Origin of the sequence: uncultured Gilvimarinus sp. (assembly GCF_963975215.1) — a bacterium.
GTDB lineage: Bacteria > Pseudomonadota > Gammaproteobacteria > Pseudomonadales > Cellvibrionaceae > Gilvimarinus.
Map to the genome: position 1 here is coordinate 1 of NZ_CAXBFW010000017.1, position 16,685 is coordinate 16,685.

15 protein-coding genes are annotated in these 16,685 nt (G+C 53.8%); 3 read left to right on the forward strand and 12 right to left on the reverse strand.

Annotated features, from left to right (window positions below):
* Positions 1 to 139: 139 nt before the first annotated feature.
* Together AAC019_RS11685 and AAC019_RS11690 are read right to left on the reverse strand one after the other, a co-directional pair.
* Positions 140 to 1,489 carry a gluconate:H+ symporter gene (locus AAC019_RS11685; protein WP_339899083.1) on the reverse strand — a complete coding sequence of 450 codons (1,350 nt, stop codon included), beginning with the start codon at positions 1,487 to 1,489 and terminating at the stop codon, positions 140 to 142.
* A 165-nt stretch (positions 1,490 to 1,654) separates the two neighbouring features.
* Positions 1,655 to 2,059, reverse strand: a complete 405-nt coding sequence (locus tag AAC019_RS11690; RefSeq protein WP_339899084.1) for a hypothetical protein — start codon at positions 2,057 to 2,059, stop codon at positions 1,655 to 1,657.
* A gap of 215 nt (positions 2,060 to 2,274) precedes the next feature.
* Between AAC019_RS11690 and AAC019_RS11695 the strand changes: the two genes are divergently transcribed.
* Entirely contained in the window at positions 2,275 to 3,171 is an 897-nt protein-coding gene (locus tag AAC019_RS11695) for a hypothetical protein (protein WP_339899085.1), read from the forward strand.
* Positions 3,172 to 3,188: 17 nt separating this feature from the next.
* A complete protein-coding gene (locus tag AAC019_RS11700; protein WP_339899086.1) occupies positions 3,189 to 3,830 on the forward strand; it encodes a hypothetical protein in 642 nt (213 codons plus the stop codon).
* A 17-nt stretch (positions 3,831 to 3,847) separates the two neighbouring features.
* On the opposite strand, the gene AAC019_RS11705 is transcribed toward AAC019_RS11700, so the two are convergent.
* The 8 genes from AAC019_RS11705 to fucP all read right to left on the reverse strand — a co-directional run bounded on the left by AAC019_RS11705 (position 3,848) and on the right by fucP (position 12,055).
* Positions 3,848 to 4,144 carry a DNA translocase FtsK gene (locus AAC019_RS11705; protein WP_339899087.1) on the reverse strand — a complete coding sequence of 99 codons (297 nt, stop codon included), beginning with the start codon at positions 4,142 to 4,144 and terminating at the stop codon, positions 3,848 to 3,850.
* Positions 4,145 to 4,334: 190 nt separating this feature from the next.
* Positions 4,335 to 5,597 carry a GDSL-type esterase/lipase family protein gene (locus AAC019_RS11710; RefSeq protein ID WP_339899089.1) on the reverse strand — a complete coding sequence of 421 codons (1,263 nt, stop codon included), beginning with the start codon at positions 5,595 to 5,597 and terminating at the stop codon, positions 4,335 to 4,337.
* A gap of 529 nt (positions 5,598 to 6,126) precedes the next feature.
* Positions 6,127 to 6,972, reverse strand: coding sequence for a fumarylacetoacetate hydrolase family protein (locus tag AAC019_RS11715; RefSeq protein WP_339899090.1), 846 nt, complete (start codon positions 6,970 to 6,972; stop codon positions 6,127 to 6,129).
* 121 nt (positions 6,973 to 7,093) lie between these two features.
* Positions 7,094 to 7,819, reverse strand: coding sequence for an SDR family oxidoreductase (locus AAC019_RS11720; protein WP_339899091.1), 726 nt, complete (start codon positions 7,817 to 7,819; stop codon positions 7,094 to 7,096).
* A 17-nt stretch (positions 7,820 to 7,836) separates the two neighbouring features.
* Positions 7,837 to 9,057 (reverse strand): UxaA family hydrolase, encoded by a 1,221-nt coding sequence (locus AAC019_RS11725; RefSeq protein WP_339899093.1) that lies wholly within the window; start codon positions 9,055 to 9,057, stop codon positions 7,837 to 7,839.
* Entirely contained in the window at positions 9,050 to 9,379 is a 330-nt protein-coding gene (locus AAC019_RS11730; protein WP_339899094.1) for a UxaA family hydrolase, read from the reverse strand. Before AAC019_RS11730 ends, AAC019_RS11725 begins: the two co-directional genes overlap by 8 nt.
* 291 nt (positions 9,380 to 9,670) lie before the next feature.
* The gene (locus AAC019_RS11735; protein WP_339899095.1) at positions 9,671 to 10,459 is read right to left on the reverse strand and encodes an IclR family transcriptional regulator; all 789 of its coding nucleotides are present in this window, start codon (positions 10,457 to 10,459) and stop codon (positions 9,671 to 9,673) included.
* Between the two features lie 297 nt (positions 10,460 to 10,756).
* Positions 10,757 to 12,055 (reverse strand): L-fucose:H+ symporter permease, encoded by a 1,299-nt coding sequence (gene fucP / locus AAC019_RS11740; protein ID WP_339899097.1) that lies wholly within the window; start codon positions 12,053 to 12,055, stop codon positions 10,757 to 10,759.
* A gap of 178 nt (positions 12,056 to 12,233) precedes the next feature.
* Between fucP and AAC019_RS11745 the strand changes: the two genes are divergently transcribed.
* Complete coding sequence (locus AAC019_RS11745) at positions 12,234 to 13,409, forward strand: L-lactate dehydrogenase (RefSeq protein WP_339899098.1); 1,176 nt, start codon at positions 12,234 to 12,236, stop codon at positions 13,407 to 13,409.
* Here the strand turns inward: AAC019_RS11745 and AAC019_RS11750 are convergent.
* Together AAC019_RS11750 and AAC019_RS11755 are read right to left on the reverse strand one after the other, a co-directional pair.
* Positions 13,396 to 15,225, reverse strand: a complete 1,830-nt coding sequence (locus AAC019_RS11750; RefSeq protein WP_339899100.1) for a hypothetical protein — start codon at positions 15,223 to 15,225, stop codon at positions 13,396 to 13,398. The two genes, AAC019_RS11745 and AAC019_RS11750, sit on opposite strands and share 14 nt — an antisense overlap.
* 93 nt (positions 15,226 to 15,318) lie before the next feature.
* On the reverse strand, positions 15,319 to 16,674 hold the full coding sequence (locus AAC019_RS11755) for an MATE family efflux transporter (RefSeq protein ID WP_339899101.1): 1,356 nt from the start codon (positions 16,672 to 16,674) through the stop codon (positions 15,319 to 15,321).
* Positions 16,675 to 16,685 lie beyond the last annotated feature (11 nt).

The window sequence follows — 16,685 nt, forward strand, 5'->3', positions numbered from 1 at the left end:
TGGCCGCTGCATCAGGGGTATCATCCTGACTATCATCGGCATGGTCAATATACGAAGTCTTGAATTGTGAACTTAAGTTTCAAGGCTTGGCCCCGATTTTTCGAGACACCCACTTAACAAACGCCATGGCAAAAATCGCCTAAAGCAAAAAGCTAAGCACCACCACCACGGCCAGCCCCACCAAGCCCAGAATGGTTTCCAGTACGGTCCAGGAGGCGAGTGTTTGCTTCTCGGTTAAACCCATATACTGTTTTACCAGCCAGAAGCCGGAATCGTTTACGTGAGACAGCACCGTCGCCCCGCAGGCAATGGCGATCACTACACAGGCCACTACTGGCTCGGAATAGTTGCCAGCGTCAACCAACGGCGCTATCAGCCCGGCAGCAGTTACCATCGAGACGGTTGCCGAGCCCTGCGACACCCGCACCACGGTGGCAATCAAAAAGGCAAACAGCACTACGGGCAGGTTGGAGCCGGCCATCGCCTGTACCAGTGCATCGCCCACACCGGCGGTAATCAGTACTTTGCCGAATACCCCGCCGGCGCCAGTCAGCAGAATGATCATGCCCACCGGCTCCATAGAGCGGGTGGCCACGCGCTGGACTTCATCGCGGCTAAAACCCAGCCGGGTACCCAGAAAATAGAATGCGAGCAACGTAGCCGTCAGCAGAGCCGTAAAAGGGTGGCCGACAAAGGCCATAACGTCTACCAGCGGGTGCTCTTCGGCCAGCCAGACATTGGAGGCGGTGTTAAGCAAAATCATCGCGAGCGGCACCAGAATAATACTGAGCACCAGCGCAAAGCCCGGCTGGGGCCTGTCCGATTGACACTGTGACTCAAGCTGCTCGTGAGCAAACTCGGGCAAGGGCACGTGGATGCGCCCGCCAATAAAACGCCCAAACACAATACCGCCCACAATCGCGGCGGGGATGCCCGCCACCAGACCAATCAGTATCACCCAGCCTAAATCTGCACCTAATAAAGAGGCCACCGCCACCGGCCCGGGCGTAGGCGGAATAAACGAGTGGGCCACGGCAATACCCGCCACCAAAGGCATACCGTAAAGCAACAGAGATTTCCCCGTGCGCCGGGCCAGGTTGTAAACCAGCGGGATAAACAGAATCAGCGCGACCTCAAAAAACACCGGTATGGCGACAATCAACCCCAGCATCATCAGCGCCCAGGGCGCTCGCTCGGTACCGGCCTTGCGGGTCAGGGTATTGGCTATTTGCTGCGCCCCGCCCGAGACCTGCAAGATCTCGCCAATCATGGTCCCCAAGCCAATCACAATGGCAATGTACCCCAGGGTGCCGCCCATGCCCTGCTGAATAACACCGGCCACCTCCGCCAAAGGCACACCACCGGCAATAGCCACCGCCATGCTCACTAGCAGCAGCGCAACAAATGCCTGCAAGCGCAACACAATAATCAGAAACAGCAGCAACGCGATGCTGGCGACAGTCATCGAGAGTAAATAGGTGACAGACATGGTTTTTATGATCTCCGTGTTTTATTAGGCCATGGGCGGGCCGTGTTGTTATTTTACGCTACTAGTGTACCCGTTATATTTTCGGAAATGTTTTCAGGGCATTCACAAATTTGACAACAGGATACGCTCTCGACTGAGGAATACGCCATATTCAATGTGTAAGGTTTAGATATGGCACCTTATCTGCCTCTTGGCCGCTAGCTTTTCTTCTCGCGCTTTAAGGTCTTTCGCGCGCTGTGCGATTTCTTCAGGCGTCATGGTGGTGTCTCTACTGAGCCCGTTAAAGCTTGCGCTGATCGCCTTAAAGCGGCGCTTGCTCACTATTTCGGCAAAGTCTTCATCGACCGGGTGCGGGGTTGCATCAAGGCCGCGTTCCTCCGAAAATGCCAAACCAGATATCCAGCCGTAAGCCGATAGATTGTCCTTGGGGTGGCCTACGGCAATGGGGGCTTTGTGTAACGCGGGATCATAGGCATCCACCGAGGCCTGCAAATCAGCCTCGCTAAAGCTCAAGGTAGCGCCTCCGGCGCTAGTATGGGTACCTGCCATTAATATGTTAATGCGCTTCATGTTCGCTCGCTTGTCCGGTTAAAATTATCAATGCTGATGTTTTACCGAGGGCGGAAGGGATAAATACTGATAAAAATGCCGGCAGAAGCTGGCCACAGAAGTGACCAGCTACAGAATATTCCTGGTAGTTCAGGGTTTATTCGGAAGCAACCGAACCACGGTATTGCATGGACCTAATAACCTGAACAGGAATTCACTTATACAGGCACAGAAATATGGATTTATTCACTCTTTTACTTGAAGCTTTTGTTGCACTAATTAACATTGCTTCATACGGCATGATACTCGCAGAAAATTGGACAGGCATAATACAAACGTTTGCCAGCTGTACTATTGCCATTTGCGCGGCACTGGGCACCCGCGCTGCATACAAGGGTTTAGACGCGTGGAGGACCGAGCACGAAGGAATAGCCAAGATTGATGCGGCAAAAAAAATATCGATAATTCTTCACAAGATATCCAAATTTTCCACCATTTTATCTTCGGTTTGGGTCCCCCTTAATCTCCTAAAGAATCCACAAGAAACCCTGCAAGGGGCCACACCTCAATCAATGCTAGCAACTATTAGATTAGATAGCTTTATAGACACCATAGAAGATAAAAATAAATTTTATGAACTTGTAACACAAGCTGACAATCTAAACAAATTTCTCGGCAGGCATACAGTCGATCAGCGCCACCACGATTCGTTATCCAATTTCATCAAGAAAAAATTATCTGATTATAACGAATTAAAAGAAGGCGTCTATTCAGAAATCCTGGATGCAAGCATCACCATTGATGAAGAAATTAAACCATTATATGATGAGCTCCTACGAATCTTGGACGAAATATTTGACACCTACCAACGCGTACTTGTAATTTTAGACCCAGAAAAAGATGAGACCGATAAGACCATTAGACACAAAATTATTTTCAACACCTTTCCTTTCAAGACCCTTCATTATCAAAGGTCAGGTACTCAAGATTCCTACGCATCCAGCTTGATCAATGCGTTTGATGCACAAAAGAACGAAGTTGAAAAACGAGCAATGGCCCCTTTGAAAGCCAGCCAAACTGCAGCAAAGTTAAGTTGGAGACGCATTTGGAAGCGTAATTCTAAGAAAATATAAAACTAAAGGACAATAGGATGATTTTTGACGAATGGGTTTGCTCTATAGACTGGCCGGGGCTCTGGGAAACCATAAGAAACATAGTATTAACTTTGAGCTCTGGAGGAGGGTTTACTCTGGCTCTTTTGAGTTACAACAAGTGGATCAAAGAGCATAAGGGTAAGGATAAGTACGATATAGCGAAAGACATAACACTCTATATTTATACTTTCAAACGCCAAATTGATAGAATGAGTAAACCTTGGTGGATTACTCTACTGATTACCTACTCTGACTTAGAAAAAGTTTTTGAATCCCTTAAAATCACAGATGAACATAAAGAGAACGTAATCAAACAACATGAAGATCAGATTATAAAAATCAAAGAAACCTGGGTCAGCCTAGAAAAACAACTACCATTCGCTAGAGTTCATTGGGGGCAAGACACAGCAACGAATATAGAAGAACTCGAAGACTACATGCATCGAATTACAGAGTATCTAGAGTGCTTTAACTTAGCTCTGCGATCTAACAGAACCGGCGCCCTAGTATGTAAGAAGAGCCTCATCTCTATGAGCGATAGGCTGGCGCTAAGAACACCAGAATCCCAAGATTATCACGATAAATGGCTCAGAAAGTTTAACGAAGCGATTAGGCCATTCGAGACCTACATAGAGTAAAAAACGCACGAAGGCGGCTAATCCGCCGAATCATTCTGGTACACCTCTCCGGTACCGGTATCCTTCATAGCCGACGCAACACCGTCGGCTTCCATCTGTTCGATCATACGCGCAGCGCGGTTGTAGCCTATTCTGAGGCCACGCTGCACTGACGATATCGAGGTGCTGTTTTTCTCTCGCACGAACGCCACCACCTCTGAGTACAGCAGGTCTTCATCATCCTCGGTGTTACGATCACCGGCACTTAAATCAGGCTGGGCAGGCTCTGCGGTTAGCGCTGAGTCGGTGTTACCGAATTCGTCAGGGTCAGACATTGACACCATGACGTTACGGCCCTCACAGTCAACCAAAGTGCGTGCACCCTCTATCCGATTGGAGTCATAAAAACCGGCTTTGGCGAGGCACGGCGCGGAGGTATGGGAGGCGTTGAGAAGCCTAAACAAAAAAGGCAACCAAACTTTGTATCTGGTCGCCTTTATAGCGTTATCGTACTAGCTTAGTAGTTTATCGGTCGATATGCTCCCGAATAAGCGGCACTAACTCATTCGCCCACAACTGATAACCGTATTCATTCGGGTGGAGTAGATCGGGCATGATCTCTTCCGATAAATTACCGTCTTTACCTAAGAATACGCTGTTAAGGTCAGTAAAAAACACTTGCTCGCCGTCGGCAAAGTTGCGCAGCCTTGCATTGGCAAGCGTATTGTTGCGTCGGGCGTAATCATCGGCCGTGGCGCCGCGCGGGAATATCGCTAACATCAGTATTTTACTATCGGGTAAACGACGCTTTAATTCGGTAAGAATTTGCTCGACACCGCGGGCAATGGCAACCGGTTCATCCTGGCGGTGACCGGTGTTGTTGGTGCCAATCATTAGTACGATTAGCTGCGGGTCTATGTCGGCCACCTCACCGTGCTGCAAACGCCACAATACGTTTTCCGTTCGGTCGCCGCTAAAACCCAGATTTAAGCTGGGCCACTCGGCAAAGGCCTGCTGATAGACGGGCTTACCCGACTCCTCCCAACCCTGAGTAATAGAGTCGCCGATAAACACTAACTGCGGATCGCTTTCGGACGCGATTTTTAGTTTTTGCTCGTGCCGCGGTATCCACCAGCTTTTGGCCCAGTGCTCGTCCAGCGGTGCCGGAGTAACCGATGCCGTTTTATAATCGGGACAATTAAAAACAATATCTACCTGCGGCATACGCGCTTCGATTCGCATATCACTTAGGGTTAACTGCCCGGTGCCACCGGTAGCAAAACGCAGTGGTGTGCGCTCGGCCACTAGGGTGTCGCTATCGCGTACAAGGCACGACATAGGCACGGCCACGGTTTGCGGCCCCTGATTTAGCAGAGGCTGTACCTGATTGGCAAGCGACAAGCGACGCTCGCAACCGCCCTCACACAGCCGGGCAAAGTCAAAACCGGCGTTCTCAAATTGCTCCAGGTGCAGATCAAACACATAGGCACCCTGGCGATAGTGGGTTAAATTTTTAGGCGCCGGGAATGCCACTTCAAACCCCGTCCACCAGCTATCGTGCCAGCTCGCCTCGATACCGCCAGAGACCCGCTTAATGTGAATAGCGCGCTCGGCATTGCCCAACGTCAAGGAGCCAGAGCTTAGGGGCTCACGCTCGTCGTGGTTAAACACCGTTAAGCTCACATCATCCGCGAGTAACGCCACGGCATCCGATTGGTTGTTATGGGTCACGCTCGAGCAGGCGGTTAACGTCAAAGCCGCCGCGCTCATAATTAATACTTTTAACATGTCGCTACCTTTTTTGGCTCTTCGTAGATTTGTGTGGCAATTCAACCCCATCACCCTCGATAGGGCCGCATTGTTAGGCATAGAGTGACGTGCTAACAAGCTCTTATTGAAATGCTAAAGCCAGTTACAAAGTACCGCCTTTTGGGCCCCTGCAGCCAGCCGAGCGGAAGCCTATTTTAGGGGGTAAGCAAACAGGACGTTTGCGCAAGCATCGTCAGGACATGGACGTCCTGTCGATGCGGCCCTCTAAAATCGGCTGGAGCGAGGAGACCCGACGGGCTGAGCTGCCGGGGTGGCCTTTCTTTGGGTTACTTTGCTTTGGCCAAACAAAGAAAAGTCACTCGGCACGCTCGGCGATGCGAGCTTATAAACAATGTCCGCGTTAGCGGCAACCAACTCCAGCTCTTTATCGATTACGCCACAGAATCTAGTGCACAGACCAGCACAGATCAAACAAAAAATGGAATCAGACGTTTAGCTGCTCCACCCAAATCTACGCAGAACCCATTTTATTATAACGATATAAACATTAAGGCGACGGCAATACCGTTTGCGATTGCTCGCCCAACCCGGTAATCCCCAAGTTAATTTTGTCGCCTACCTTTAAATACACCGGTGGGGTTTGCCCCAGGCCAACACCTGGCGGAGTACCGGTCGAAATAATATCACCCGGCTGCAAGCTCATAAACTGGCTTAAGTAAGACACTAACTTAGCCGGGCCAAACACCATATTTTTGGTGCTGGAATTTTGATACATCTTGCCATTAACACTGAGCCAAATATCTAAATTTAACGGATCGTCCAGTTCATCAGCGGTGACTAAATAAGGGCCTATCGGCCCAAAGGTATCGCAGCCTTTGCCTTTGTCCCACTGGCCGCCGCGCTCCAACTGAAAGCTGCGCTCGGATACGTCGTGCACAACACAGTAACCGGCGATATACTCAGCCGCGTCGGCTTCGTCCACGTAACTGGCCTCGCGACCAATCACAATACCCATCTCCACTTCCCAATCGAGTTTATCTGAGCCGCGCGGTTTAACCACGCCATCGTTGGGGCCGGTAATGGCGCTGGTGGCCTTCATAAAAACGACTGGCTCTTCTGGCACCGCCTGACCGGTTTCTTCGCAGTGATCGACGTAGTTAAGACCAATGCAAATAAACTTGCCTACGTTGCCCACGCAGGGACCCAGGCGCTGGGTATTACTGAGCAATGGCAGCGACTCGATATTGCAGGCGGCGATTTTTGCCAGGCTCTCGGCCGCTAACGTCTCGCCATTAATATCATCCACCACCGACGACAGATCGCGAATCTGTTGTTGAGAGTCAATCAAACCCGGACGCTCTTTGCCCGGCTCACCAATACGCAGTAATTTCATAATCTAATCCGTCAATCGTGAATTGTGTCTTACCAAATTAATAAAAGCGTCAGGTTAGGTTTACCCAACGTTCTTTTCCGTTCCCCGTTCCCCGCTCCCCATTAAACGTCGAACCCGCTCATCAATTACTCCAACCGCCGTCGATAATATTAATGGTGCCTGTGGTAAAAGCGCTGTCGTCACTGGCCAAATACAGCGCGAGCTTGGCAATCTCGTCGGCCTGCCCCATGCGCCCCATAGGCTGGCGGGCCACAAACGCTTTGTAGGCCGAGTCATAATCGCCCGTTGCGGCCAAACGTTGCTCGAGCGAGGGGGTTTGCACGGTGCCGGGGCAAATCGCATTAGCGCGAATGCCCTCGGTAATATAGTCGGCGGCCACGGCTTTCGTTAAACCAATCACCGCCGCTTTTGTCATGCCGTAAGCGCAACGGTTGGGCGCGCCTTTAATTGAGCTTGCTACCGATGACATATTAATAATCGAGCCACCGCCGGCGCGGCGCATAGCCGGTAAAAACGCCCGAATGGTGTAGTACATTGAATTAACATTGATATCGATCGAGCGCTGCCACTCGGCCGGCTCGCACTCTAAAATGGTACCCGAGTGAACGTAGCCGGCGCAGTTAAACAAAATATCAATTGTGCCAATTGCATCGGCCAGCGCCGTCACGGCCGTTTCATCGGTGGCATCCAGCTGGTGCACCTCGCCGGCAAAACCGGTAAGCGGCGCCGTATTGATATCCGTGGCAATAACCCGCGCGCCCTGCGCTAAAAAAAGCTCGGCGGTGGCGCGGCCGATACCTTGCGCCGCGGCGGTAACCAATGCAGTCTTATTCTGTAATCTCGCCATAGTCTAGCCGGTTGTGGTTAAGAAACATGCCGCACGGGCAGGCAATTGGGGCCAATGGGCTCAAACGATTTGTAGGTTAAAATAAATTCCTGATGCCCCAGCGCCTCGGACACACTGCGCTCACCCCCAGCCACCGCCAACACTGCCCGGTGAATTTCATCGCCCACCTCATCGAGGCTGGCTTCACCCGTTAGAATACGCCCGGCATTAATATCCATATCGTCAGCCAGGCGCTGATAGGTTTCGGGATTGGCGCAAATTTTAATAACCGGCGATATCGCCGAGCCTACGACCGAGCCCCGCCCGGTGGTAAACAAGGTTAAGTGACAACCACAGGCAATCATCTCGACAATTTCGGCGTTATCGGCAATATTGGGAAAGCCAAAGCGCGGCTCGCCATCTGGCACCACGTCGAGTAAATACAAGCCGCCCGTGGGCGGTATGTCGCCCGGTTTAATTAAACCCGTGATGGGTGACGAGCCGGACTTTGAGTAAGCGCCCATGGATTTTTCTTCGAGCGTGGTGAGGCCACCATCGGCGTTACCCGGCGCAAAGCTGCCAAACCCCATGGTGCGATAATAGTGCTCCGCTTTGGCCACGCACTGCTGAATCAACTCACCCAGCTCAGCATTTACCGCCCGCTCGGCCATAATGTTTTCACAGCCAATCAACTCGCCGGTCTCTTCAAATACGCAGGCGACGTCCTGCTCGACTAAGCGATCAAAACAGCGGCCCACCGCCGGGTTGGCGGTAATGCCACTGGTGCCATCGCTACCGCCACAAATGGTGCCCACGATTAACTCACTTAACGCCATCGGCACCGGCTGTTGTTGCGCCAATTGCTGGCGCATGCCATCGACCAGCGCAATGCCTTGGTCGATAGTCGCGCGGGTACCGCCACGCTCCTGAATCACCAACAGCTCTACCGGCCGGCCGCTGGCCGCCACTTGCTCGCGCAGGGCATCGCGGTCCATGCTCTCGCACCCCAGCGAGACCAGCAGCACCGCCCCCACATTAGGGTGGGTACACACCGCGTGCATCATTTGGCTGGCGTACTCGTTGGGGTAACAACCGGGAAAGCCGATAAGGTGAATGTCCAAATCGTTAAAATGGCTGGTAATACGGCGGCTAACATGATGTGCGCACTCGACCAAATAGGCGACCACAATCACATTGCGGATACCTTTGCGGCCATCGCTGCGCAAAAAACCTTGCAGAGCTGGCTCAGATTTACTCACCTTTCGGACTCCTTTGGCGCGCGACACTTTGCCGTGTATGGGTGGCTAAATAATCGCTTTGCAAATTGTGCATATGAACCCACTCACCCGCCTTAACCGGCTGAGACAACGAGCCCACCGGTGCCCCGTAGCGGCGTATTTTTTCACCCGCCGACATATCGTAGCGGGCGATTTTATGACCCACCGCCAGGTTCTGGGCAATAACGTAAGGCTCGCCCTCGATGTCGATCTGTTGGCCGACAGCGAGGCTTTGAACGCAAATCAGAACATTATCCGACGGGTGCAATAGCAGCACTTGGGGACGGCCGGACGCATCACTCATAGACTGTGTTACTCATAGACAGTTAACTTACCGCAAGCGCTGGGTGTGTTAGGCCCTAAACCAGAGGCAAACGCCGTCGTTCTCAGCCGGATTAACCGGTTTTTTGCGGCGTTTGCCACCACACACTTAATTTTATAATTGAAAACACAATCATAAATAAAAACTGTTGATTGAGCAACGTTATCGCGCCGCGTGCCCTGACAGGCCGCCAGACATAAAAAAACGGGTGGGCCTCCTGAGAGTACCCACCCGTTTTGATCGGCCCCGCTCGCGCCCCGCAGGCGCTACCGGCTAGCTGTATTCAGACATCTGGCGCGACACCTTCTCGGCCGCCACGCGCAGGTGCTCGAGCGCCTGCTCCAGGGTGCACACCTGGGGCTTGGTTTTAACGTAGGGCACAGTGATGGCCGCCAAAGCGCCGCGCGAGCCCAGTACCGGAGCCGACAAATCGGTCACCCCGTCGACAAAATCACTGGCGTTACTCACATAACCGCGTTCTACAGTCGCGTCGGCCTGCCGTACAAACGACTCGATATCGGCCGCGCTGGCACCGTCAATTTTAGCCAGCATCAAGGCTCGTGTTTCGGGCGACTGAAAACCGAATAGCGGGCGCCCGGAGGTGGCCTGAATCAGCGGCCGGCGGTAGCCAACGCGCACCGAGAAACCCAGATCCCCGGGGCTCTCGATACGGCCGATCACCACCACTTGATCGCCCGAGGCAACCGCCATATGACACGACTGACCAATCTGGCGGGTCAGCTCACTCATAACCGGCAAGGCCACCTCCAGCAGGGTTTTAGTGGGCGCCCGGGCGATACCCAGGGTAAAGAGCTTGTTGCTTAAGGTGTAGCCATCGCGGCCGTCCTCGGCCGCCACTATGTAGCCGCGATACTCCAGCGCCAACACCATGCGAAACAGCTCGCTCACCGAGCGGCCTAACTGCGCGGCCATTTGCGAGGTGGTTAGCGGCTCGCCGCTGGCGGCCAACAGCTCGAGAATATCCAACCCTTTCTCTAGCGCCGGTGCTTTATATTTGCGGTTATCAGAATCGCCGGCTTGTTCTTGTGCGTTATCAGTCATTGTGTGTGCTCAACTAGTCTCTTGTTTTTAACTCAACCCCGCCGCGTAAAAATACAGGGTTAATGGCGACACTCGGTGTGCCATCACAGGTCCGGGCCAGTGCAAACCCGCCCGAACATAAAGCTCGCTAACGGCAGCGCTATGTCTGCCATCGTATTATCAATACGCGCACCGGAGGTCTAGATCCGTGACGCTCGCGTCAATATCGCCGAATTAAACGACAAATACCAGTGTCGGCGTTAATGTATCCGGTATCATTACGCGCGTTATGCAAACGCCCCACATAAACCCGGCCAATCACTCGCCTGCGGCTTGCAAACGATAGTGCCGCTCACTGATATACGCGAAACGGGCAATCACCGCAAAACTCAGCAGCGGCACAATAACCGCCGTGTGGATACTGCTAAGGTCGGATACCAGCCCCATCAGCGCCGTCAAAACAGCGCCGCCGATAATAGCCATTACCAACAGCGACGAGCCCGCTTTGGCCTCGCGCCCCAAACCTTTAATACCCAAGGCAAAAATCGTCGGAAACATCAGCGACATAAAAAAGCTGGTAGCGGCCAACATCACTAAACCTGTGTGATTGGCGCAGAGCATGGCCACCGCGCAAAGGCCAATATTGATCAACGCGTAAATAAACATCAGCCTTGCCGGTGCGATATAACCCATAAGCCAGGTGGCGACAAAACGCCCCACCATAAACGCCACCAGCGATAAGCTTAGGTACATGGCCAACGCTTTTTCACCCGTACCGGGCATCGTCTCTTGCCCGTAGCGGATCATAAAGCTCCAGATGCACACCTGCGCACCCACATACAAAAACTGCGCAATAACGGCCGAGCGATAGTAGCGGCGCTGTAACAGGGCGCAAAAGTCCCGCCAGCGCAGCGCCTGCTCGGTGTCATCGTGCTCTTGTGCAACCACCGGGAATTTTGCCCAGGCCACCAGCAGCGCCCACACGATAACAACGGCGGCAATCACCAGGTAGGGCCCCTGCACCGCTTGCACCTCGGCGGTGTAAAAAGCCGTTTGCTGGGCGCTCGACAAAGCGGCCAACTCCTCCGGGCTGTGCTCGATACCCGATAAAATAAACTCGCGGCCGATCAACACCCCCGATATGGTCCCAAGCGAGTTAAACGATTGCGCAAAGTTAAGCCGCCGCTCGGCGGTGTTGGCATCGCCCATGGCAACAATCAACGGGTTGGCCGAGGTCTCTAAAAACGCCAAACCACTGGCAATCACAAACAGCGCCGCCAAAAAAAATAAATATTCATGCGCCTGCGCCGCCGGGTAAAACAGCAGCGCCCCGGCGCCGTACAACAACAACCCGACGATCACCGCCGCTTTATAGCCAAAGCGCTTCATGGCCAAAGCCGCGGGGATGGCAAACACAAAATAGCCAAAGTAAAAAGCCGACTGCACCAGGCCCGATTGCAGATCAGTCAAGACAAACGCTTTTTTAAATTGCGTAATCAGAATATCGTTTAAGTTGTTTGCCACGCCCCACATAAAAAATAGGCTGACAATTAAAAACAACGGTATCCACACCACTAAGCCGGTTAGATCAGACGCCCGTTTATTGTTATAAGGCATTGCTCCTCCTGGGAGTCTCGCACTGGCAGCCACACAGACTCCCAAACGACCATTATTATGCTGCTTTATATACCATGGGCAGCTTTACATGTAAAATGCAATTTATATTTAAAATATATTCGCGATAAAGTGTTACACTAAATCCAACCGTTTCTATGGATAGTGAAAGGCACCGCCCATGATACCCGCCAGCGTCAGCGATTATCGCCTACTTGCTAAAAAACGATTGCCAAAATTCTTATTCGAGTACATCGATGGCGGCGCCTTTAGCGAATCCACCCTAGCGCGCAACAACAGCGATTTTCAACAATTGGCGTTGCGCCAACGGGTATTGCGCGACGTCAGTAACGTTAGCACCGCCAGCACCTTATTGGGCCAGCCTGTTAACCTGCCGCTGGCACTGGGCCCGGTTGGCATTGCGGGCTTTAACGCCCGCCGGGGTGAGGTGCAAGCGGCGCAGGCCGCCGAGCAAGCCGGCGTACCCTTTTGCTTATCCACCGTATCCGCCTGCTCGATTGAAGAGGTGCGCACCGGCACCCAAGAGGGCTTTTGGTTTCAGCTGTATATGATGCGCGATCGCGGCTTTTTACAGGCCACCCTCGATCGCGCCTGGGCGGCCGGCTGTCGCACATTAGTGTTTACCGTAGACATGCCCGTACCCGCCACCCGCTATCGCGATATTCGCTCGGGGCTCTCGGGCGGCACGGCCTTACAGCGGCAACTCACCCGTATTTGTCAGGTGCTGGCCCGGCCGCGCTGGGCACTGGATGTGGGCATTAAGGGCCAGCCGTTATCACTGGGCAATATTGCCTCGGCCCTGGGCGATAAAGCCGGCATTGATGAGTTTTGGCGCTGGCTGGGCGAGAACTTCGACGCCAGTGTGACCTGGAAAAGCCTGGAGACCATTCGCCAACACTGGCATGGCAAGCTGGTGATCAAGGGTATTCTCGATCCGGACGACGCCCGCGAGGCGGCCAAGCTCGGCGCCGATGGCATTGTGGTAAGCAACCACGGCGGGCGTCAGCTAGACGGCGCACCTTCCAGTATTGTGGCGCTACCGCACATCGTTGAGGCGGTAGCCGGCGAGCTGGACATCTTACTGGATTCGGGCGTGCGCTCGGGGCTGGATATCGTCCGCGCGGTGGCGCTCGGCGCCAGCGGCGTGATCATCGGCCGGCCCTGGGTGTACGGCCTGGCCGCGCGCGGCGGCGCAGGTGTGAGCGATATTATCGCTATTTACGAGCGCGAAGTACGGGTGGCTATGGCACTCACCGGCTGCACCAGCATTGCCGAGCTCAACCGCGACATCCTTACCAGCCACAACCTCAGCCCTAGCGCCCTCACGCCTGGCTAACCAGCAGCGACAACCACAGCACACTTAGGGCACCAATAGCCGGGGCACTTAACGCGAATAACGTCGCCAGCCCCCGGCCCCGCCGTTTAAAGGCCAAGGCCGACCAGTACACCAAAGGCACCAACACCATATAGATATACCTAAAATCGGTATTGCACGACAGCGGCACTTTTATGCGATAGGCCAGCAATAACAGCAGCGGAAACACAATGGCCAACAGCCACGGCAACCCACGATAAACACGGCGCAGGCGGCTGCGCCCGCTTAACACGGCATTATTTACGGCGGTAAAGTACAGCTGCCCCACAAGCATCACCAGCAGTAAGATACCGCACACTTTACCCCACCACTGCAAGGCATCACCGGTATAAAAAAACTCCGACGACAAACTTGAGCGAAACACAAAATTCCAAAAGTATTGCCGACCGTAACGGTCCTCCCAGGTGCTGATAAACGGCTGTTGTAAAAACGTCGCCAGATCAAACACCAGGTAGTTCTCGGGCTCGTTACCCACTTTTAGGCCACTGTGAATGGTGGTGCTAACGTTAGAGAGCAACCAGTCGGACGACTGACCCTGATAATAATGCCAAATGTTATCGCCCAGATTAAGCGCCACCGCCACCGTAAAAAATACCGCCAAAATGGCCAGCGACGCGCTACTGCGCCGCTTAAGGTAAGCCCGATTGAGCGGATTACGCCCCAAGTGCAGCGTGCGGGCCCACCACAAGCAACCCAACACCGCCCACAGCGCCAGCGCGTTAGATTTGGTTAATAGCGCCGCCGCGGCCCAAACAGCGGCCCACAGCAAAGGCTTGCTTGCCCCGGTACGCCACCAGCGTAAAGTAAAATAAAACCCCAACGCGTAAAACGCGTACAGGGGTACATCATTGCCGATGCGAATACTGTGCACGATGCCCGACGGCCAAAAACACACACTAAAGCTCGCCAGCCACAGCGCCCAGCGGTGCCCGCGCAATGCTATGCGCAGCGTCGCCAGCGAGGCCCATAAAAATATCACCCACAACCACAGCGCCAGCCACTGGGCCCAGCGATCATCCACCACCTCGGTATCCGGTAGCAGGCTCTTCGTCAGGGCGGCAATGGTGTAGTACAGCGGTGGCTGGTGGTACTCCCAGCCCTCGGAGGCCAACGGCAAGCTGTGGTTATCAGCCAGATAGTGAATGTAATCGCGGTGACCGCCGCCCTCGTACACATCAAAGGTGCGGGTGTAAGAGTCCGTCACACTTAGGTAAGTGACGGAGGCCGCCAAACCGCCCAGCAGGATAACCCCTTGCCACCGGCTGAGCGGTAAATGGCGCGCCAGTGCCCACAGCAAAAAGGCAAACGCCGGCAGCATCAAAAGCAGTTGCCCGGAGCCCAATCGGGACGCCGCGCGCAAATCAAACCCAGCGGGATTACTGTGGTTGCGCAGCGCAAAGCGCACTTGGTTAAAACGATTGGGGGTAAACCCACTAAGAGGCAACACAACACCCTTACTGTAGTCGCGCAGCGCTTGGCGGCTAATACCCTGCAATGAAACCGGCTGGCCGTTTACCTCTACGGCCAGCAGCTCGTCATCGGGGACAACCCGCAGCTCCAACGCCGCACGGTTGCCGGGGTTAAGCTCCAGGCTTACCCAGTAACGGCCGATGATATTTTGCTGCAACGGCAAAGTTGCAAGATCAGTGGTACGGTTTTGCTGCTCTAACTGTAGGTTTTGCACGGTCAGGCGTGAGCTGTTATTGGCCAACACCAACAGCGTCAGGCTGAGCAGTAATAAGCAACAAGTAATACCGTAACGAAGTGCAGTTGCCATGGTAACGATCCATGTAATCAATAGGTGCGCGTACTGTAGCAAAATGTATCGCACAAACTGTTAAACCATGTACAACGCCCCACGCAAATGACGTTAATGCGTAAGATTTTTAACCCAAACCCCGCGCCCGACGCGCCAGCGGATGGGCAGCCACTTGAGGGCATCTTCGGTAAAGGTCAGCGCGTACAGCAGCGCAAACGAGTAGTCCGTCCAAAACACGCCAGCCAGGTAGATGGGCACACCAAAGACCCACATAACAATCACATCGACAACCAAACAGTAATGGGTATCACCACCGGCGCGCAAAATCCCCAATATCCGCAGCATGTTTAATACTTTGACCCACACGCCCAGGCAAAATACCGCGATGGTTTGCTCAAGCAGCAATGTGGTTTGCGCATCAACATGATCAAACGCCGCCAGCACCCAGGGCTTGGCCAGCCACAAGGCGCCCGCCAGGCTAAATACCAACACCAGGGTTAACCGATTAAAAAACCGGTACAACTGCCAGGCACCCGGCATATCGCCACGGCCCAGGGTTTGCCCCACCAGCACGGCCGCGGCATTAGCGAGCCCCACAAACAGCGCAAAAAAGCTGCTCTCGATGGGCACCATAACCCCCATCACCGCCAGCGCATCGGTACCGGCATAGCCCGAGGCTATGTGATACACGGTATTGCCCACCGCCCAGACCACGTGATTCACCAATAGCGGCAGCGCAAACCACAAAAATCGCTTAAGCGGTGCCCAGTGCAACGCTTTAATAAAATCCAGCAGGCGCAGGGCAAAGTCATGCTTTACCCCGTACAGCCACAGCAAAGTCGCGGCTAACTGCACAATGCGCGAGATTAAAGTGCCCCAGGCGGCCCCGGCAACACCCAGCGCCGGAAAACCAAAGTGGCCAAAAATCAGCACATAGTTAAGGCCAATATTAAGCAAGACCCCCAGCGCGCCCATCAACAACGGCACGGTGGTATTACCCAGTGCCCTTAAGGCGGCTTCATAAATGGTGATAAGCTGCGTCAGTAACAGTACCGGCGCGGTGATCAATAAAAAGGTTACCGCCAGCTGCACCACGGCCGCGTCTGGGTTAATCAGCCCCAGCCATTGGCCACCCAGAGCAAAGGCGAGCGTAAAAGGCACCATAAACACGGCGCCCACCACCAGTGCCATGGCTAAGGTACGCTTACCCTCGGCTTGGTTGCCAGCGCCGCAATACTGAGCCACTAATATGGCGCAGGCCGTGGCAACGCCCATCATGGTCACCAACATTAAAAAGTGCAGCTTGGCGGCCATACCCACTGCCGCTACCGCCTCGGCGCCCAGGCTGCCCACCATGAGTACATCGGCCATGCCCAAAAATGACTGCAACAGCATTTGCACTGCCACGGGCAGCGCCAATAGCAATACGCGGCGCCATAGCGATACGGTTACAGCCGGTGTAGACATGGAAGATCCGG

What these genes read in the sequence shown, in the direction of transcription:
- AAC019_RS11695 (WP_339899085.1), top strand. Translation starts at nt 2,275, where the DNA reads ATGGATTTATTCACTCTTTTACTTGAAGCTTTTGTTGCACTAATTAAC.
- AAC019_RS11705 (WP_339899087.1), bottom strand. Translation starts at nt 4,144, where the DNA reads ATGTCTGACCCTGACGAATTCGGTAACACCGACTCAGCGCTAACCGCA.
- AAC019_RS11750 (WP_339899100.1), bottom strand. Translation starts at nt 15,225, where the DNA reads ATGGCAACTGCACTTCGTTACGGTATTACTTGTTGCTTATTACTGCTC.
- AAC019_RS11700 (WP_339899086.1), top strand. Translation starts at nt 3,189, where the DNA reads ATGATTTTTGACGAATGGGTTTGCTCTATAGACTGGCCGGGGCTCTGG.
- AAC019_RS11745 (WP_339899098.1), top strand. Translation starts at nt 12,234, where the DNA reads ATGATACCCGCCAGCGTCAGCGATTATCGCCTACTTGCTAAAAAACGA.
- AAC019_RS11715 (WP_339899090.1), bottom strand. Translation starts at nt 6,972, where the DNA reads ATGAAATTACTGCGTATTGGTGAGCCGGGCAAAGAGCGTCCGGGTTTG.
- AAC019_RS11730 (WP_339899094.1), bottom strand. Translation starts at nt 9,379, where the DNA reads ATGAGTGATGCGTCCGGCCGTCCCCAAGTGCTGCTATTGCACCCGTCG.
- AAC019_RS11735 (WP_339899095.1), bottom strand. Translation starts at nt 10,459, where the DNA reads ATGACTGATAACGCACAAGAACAAGCCGGCGATTCTGATAACCGCAAA.
- AAC019_RS11690 (WP_339899084.1), bottom strand. Translation starts at nt 2,059, where the DNA reads ATGAAGCGCATTAACATATTAATGGCAGGTACCCATACTAGCGCCGGA.
- AAC019_RS11710 (WP_339899089.1), bottom strand. Translation starts at nt 5,597, where the DNA reads ATGTTAAAAGTATTAATTATGAGCGCGGCGGCTTTGACGTTAACCGCC.
- AAC019_RS11720 (WP_339899091.1), bottom strand. Translation starts at nt 7,819, where the DNA reads ATGGCGAGATTACAGAATAAGACTGCATTGGTTACCGCCGCGGCGCAA.
- fucP (WP_339899097.1), bottom strand. Translation starts at nt 12,055, where the DNA reads ATGCCTTATAACAATAAACGGGCGTCTGATCTAACCGGCTTAGTGGTG.
- AAC019_RS11755 (WP_339899101.1), bottom strand. Translation starts at nt 16,674, where the DNA reads ATGTCTACACCGGCTGTAACCGTATCGCTATGGCGCCGCGTATTGCTA.
- AAC019_RS11685 (WP_339899083.1), bottom strand. Translation starts at nt 1,489, where the DNA reads ATGTCTGTCACCTATTTACTCTCGATGACTGTCGCCAGCATCGCGTTG.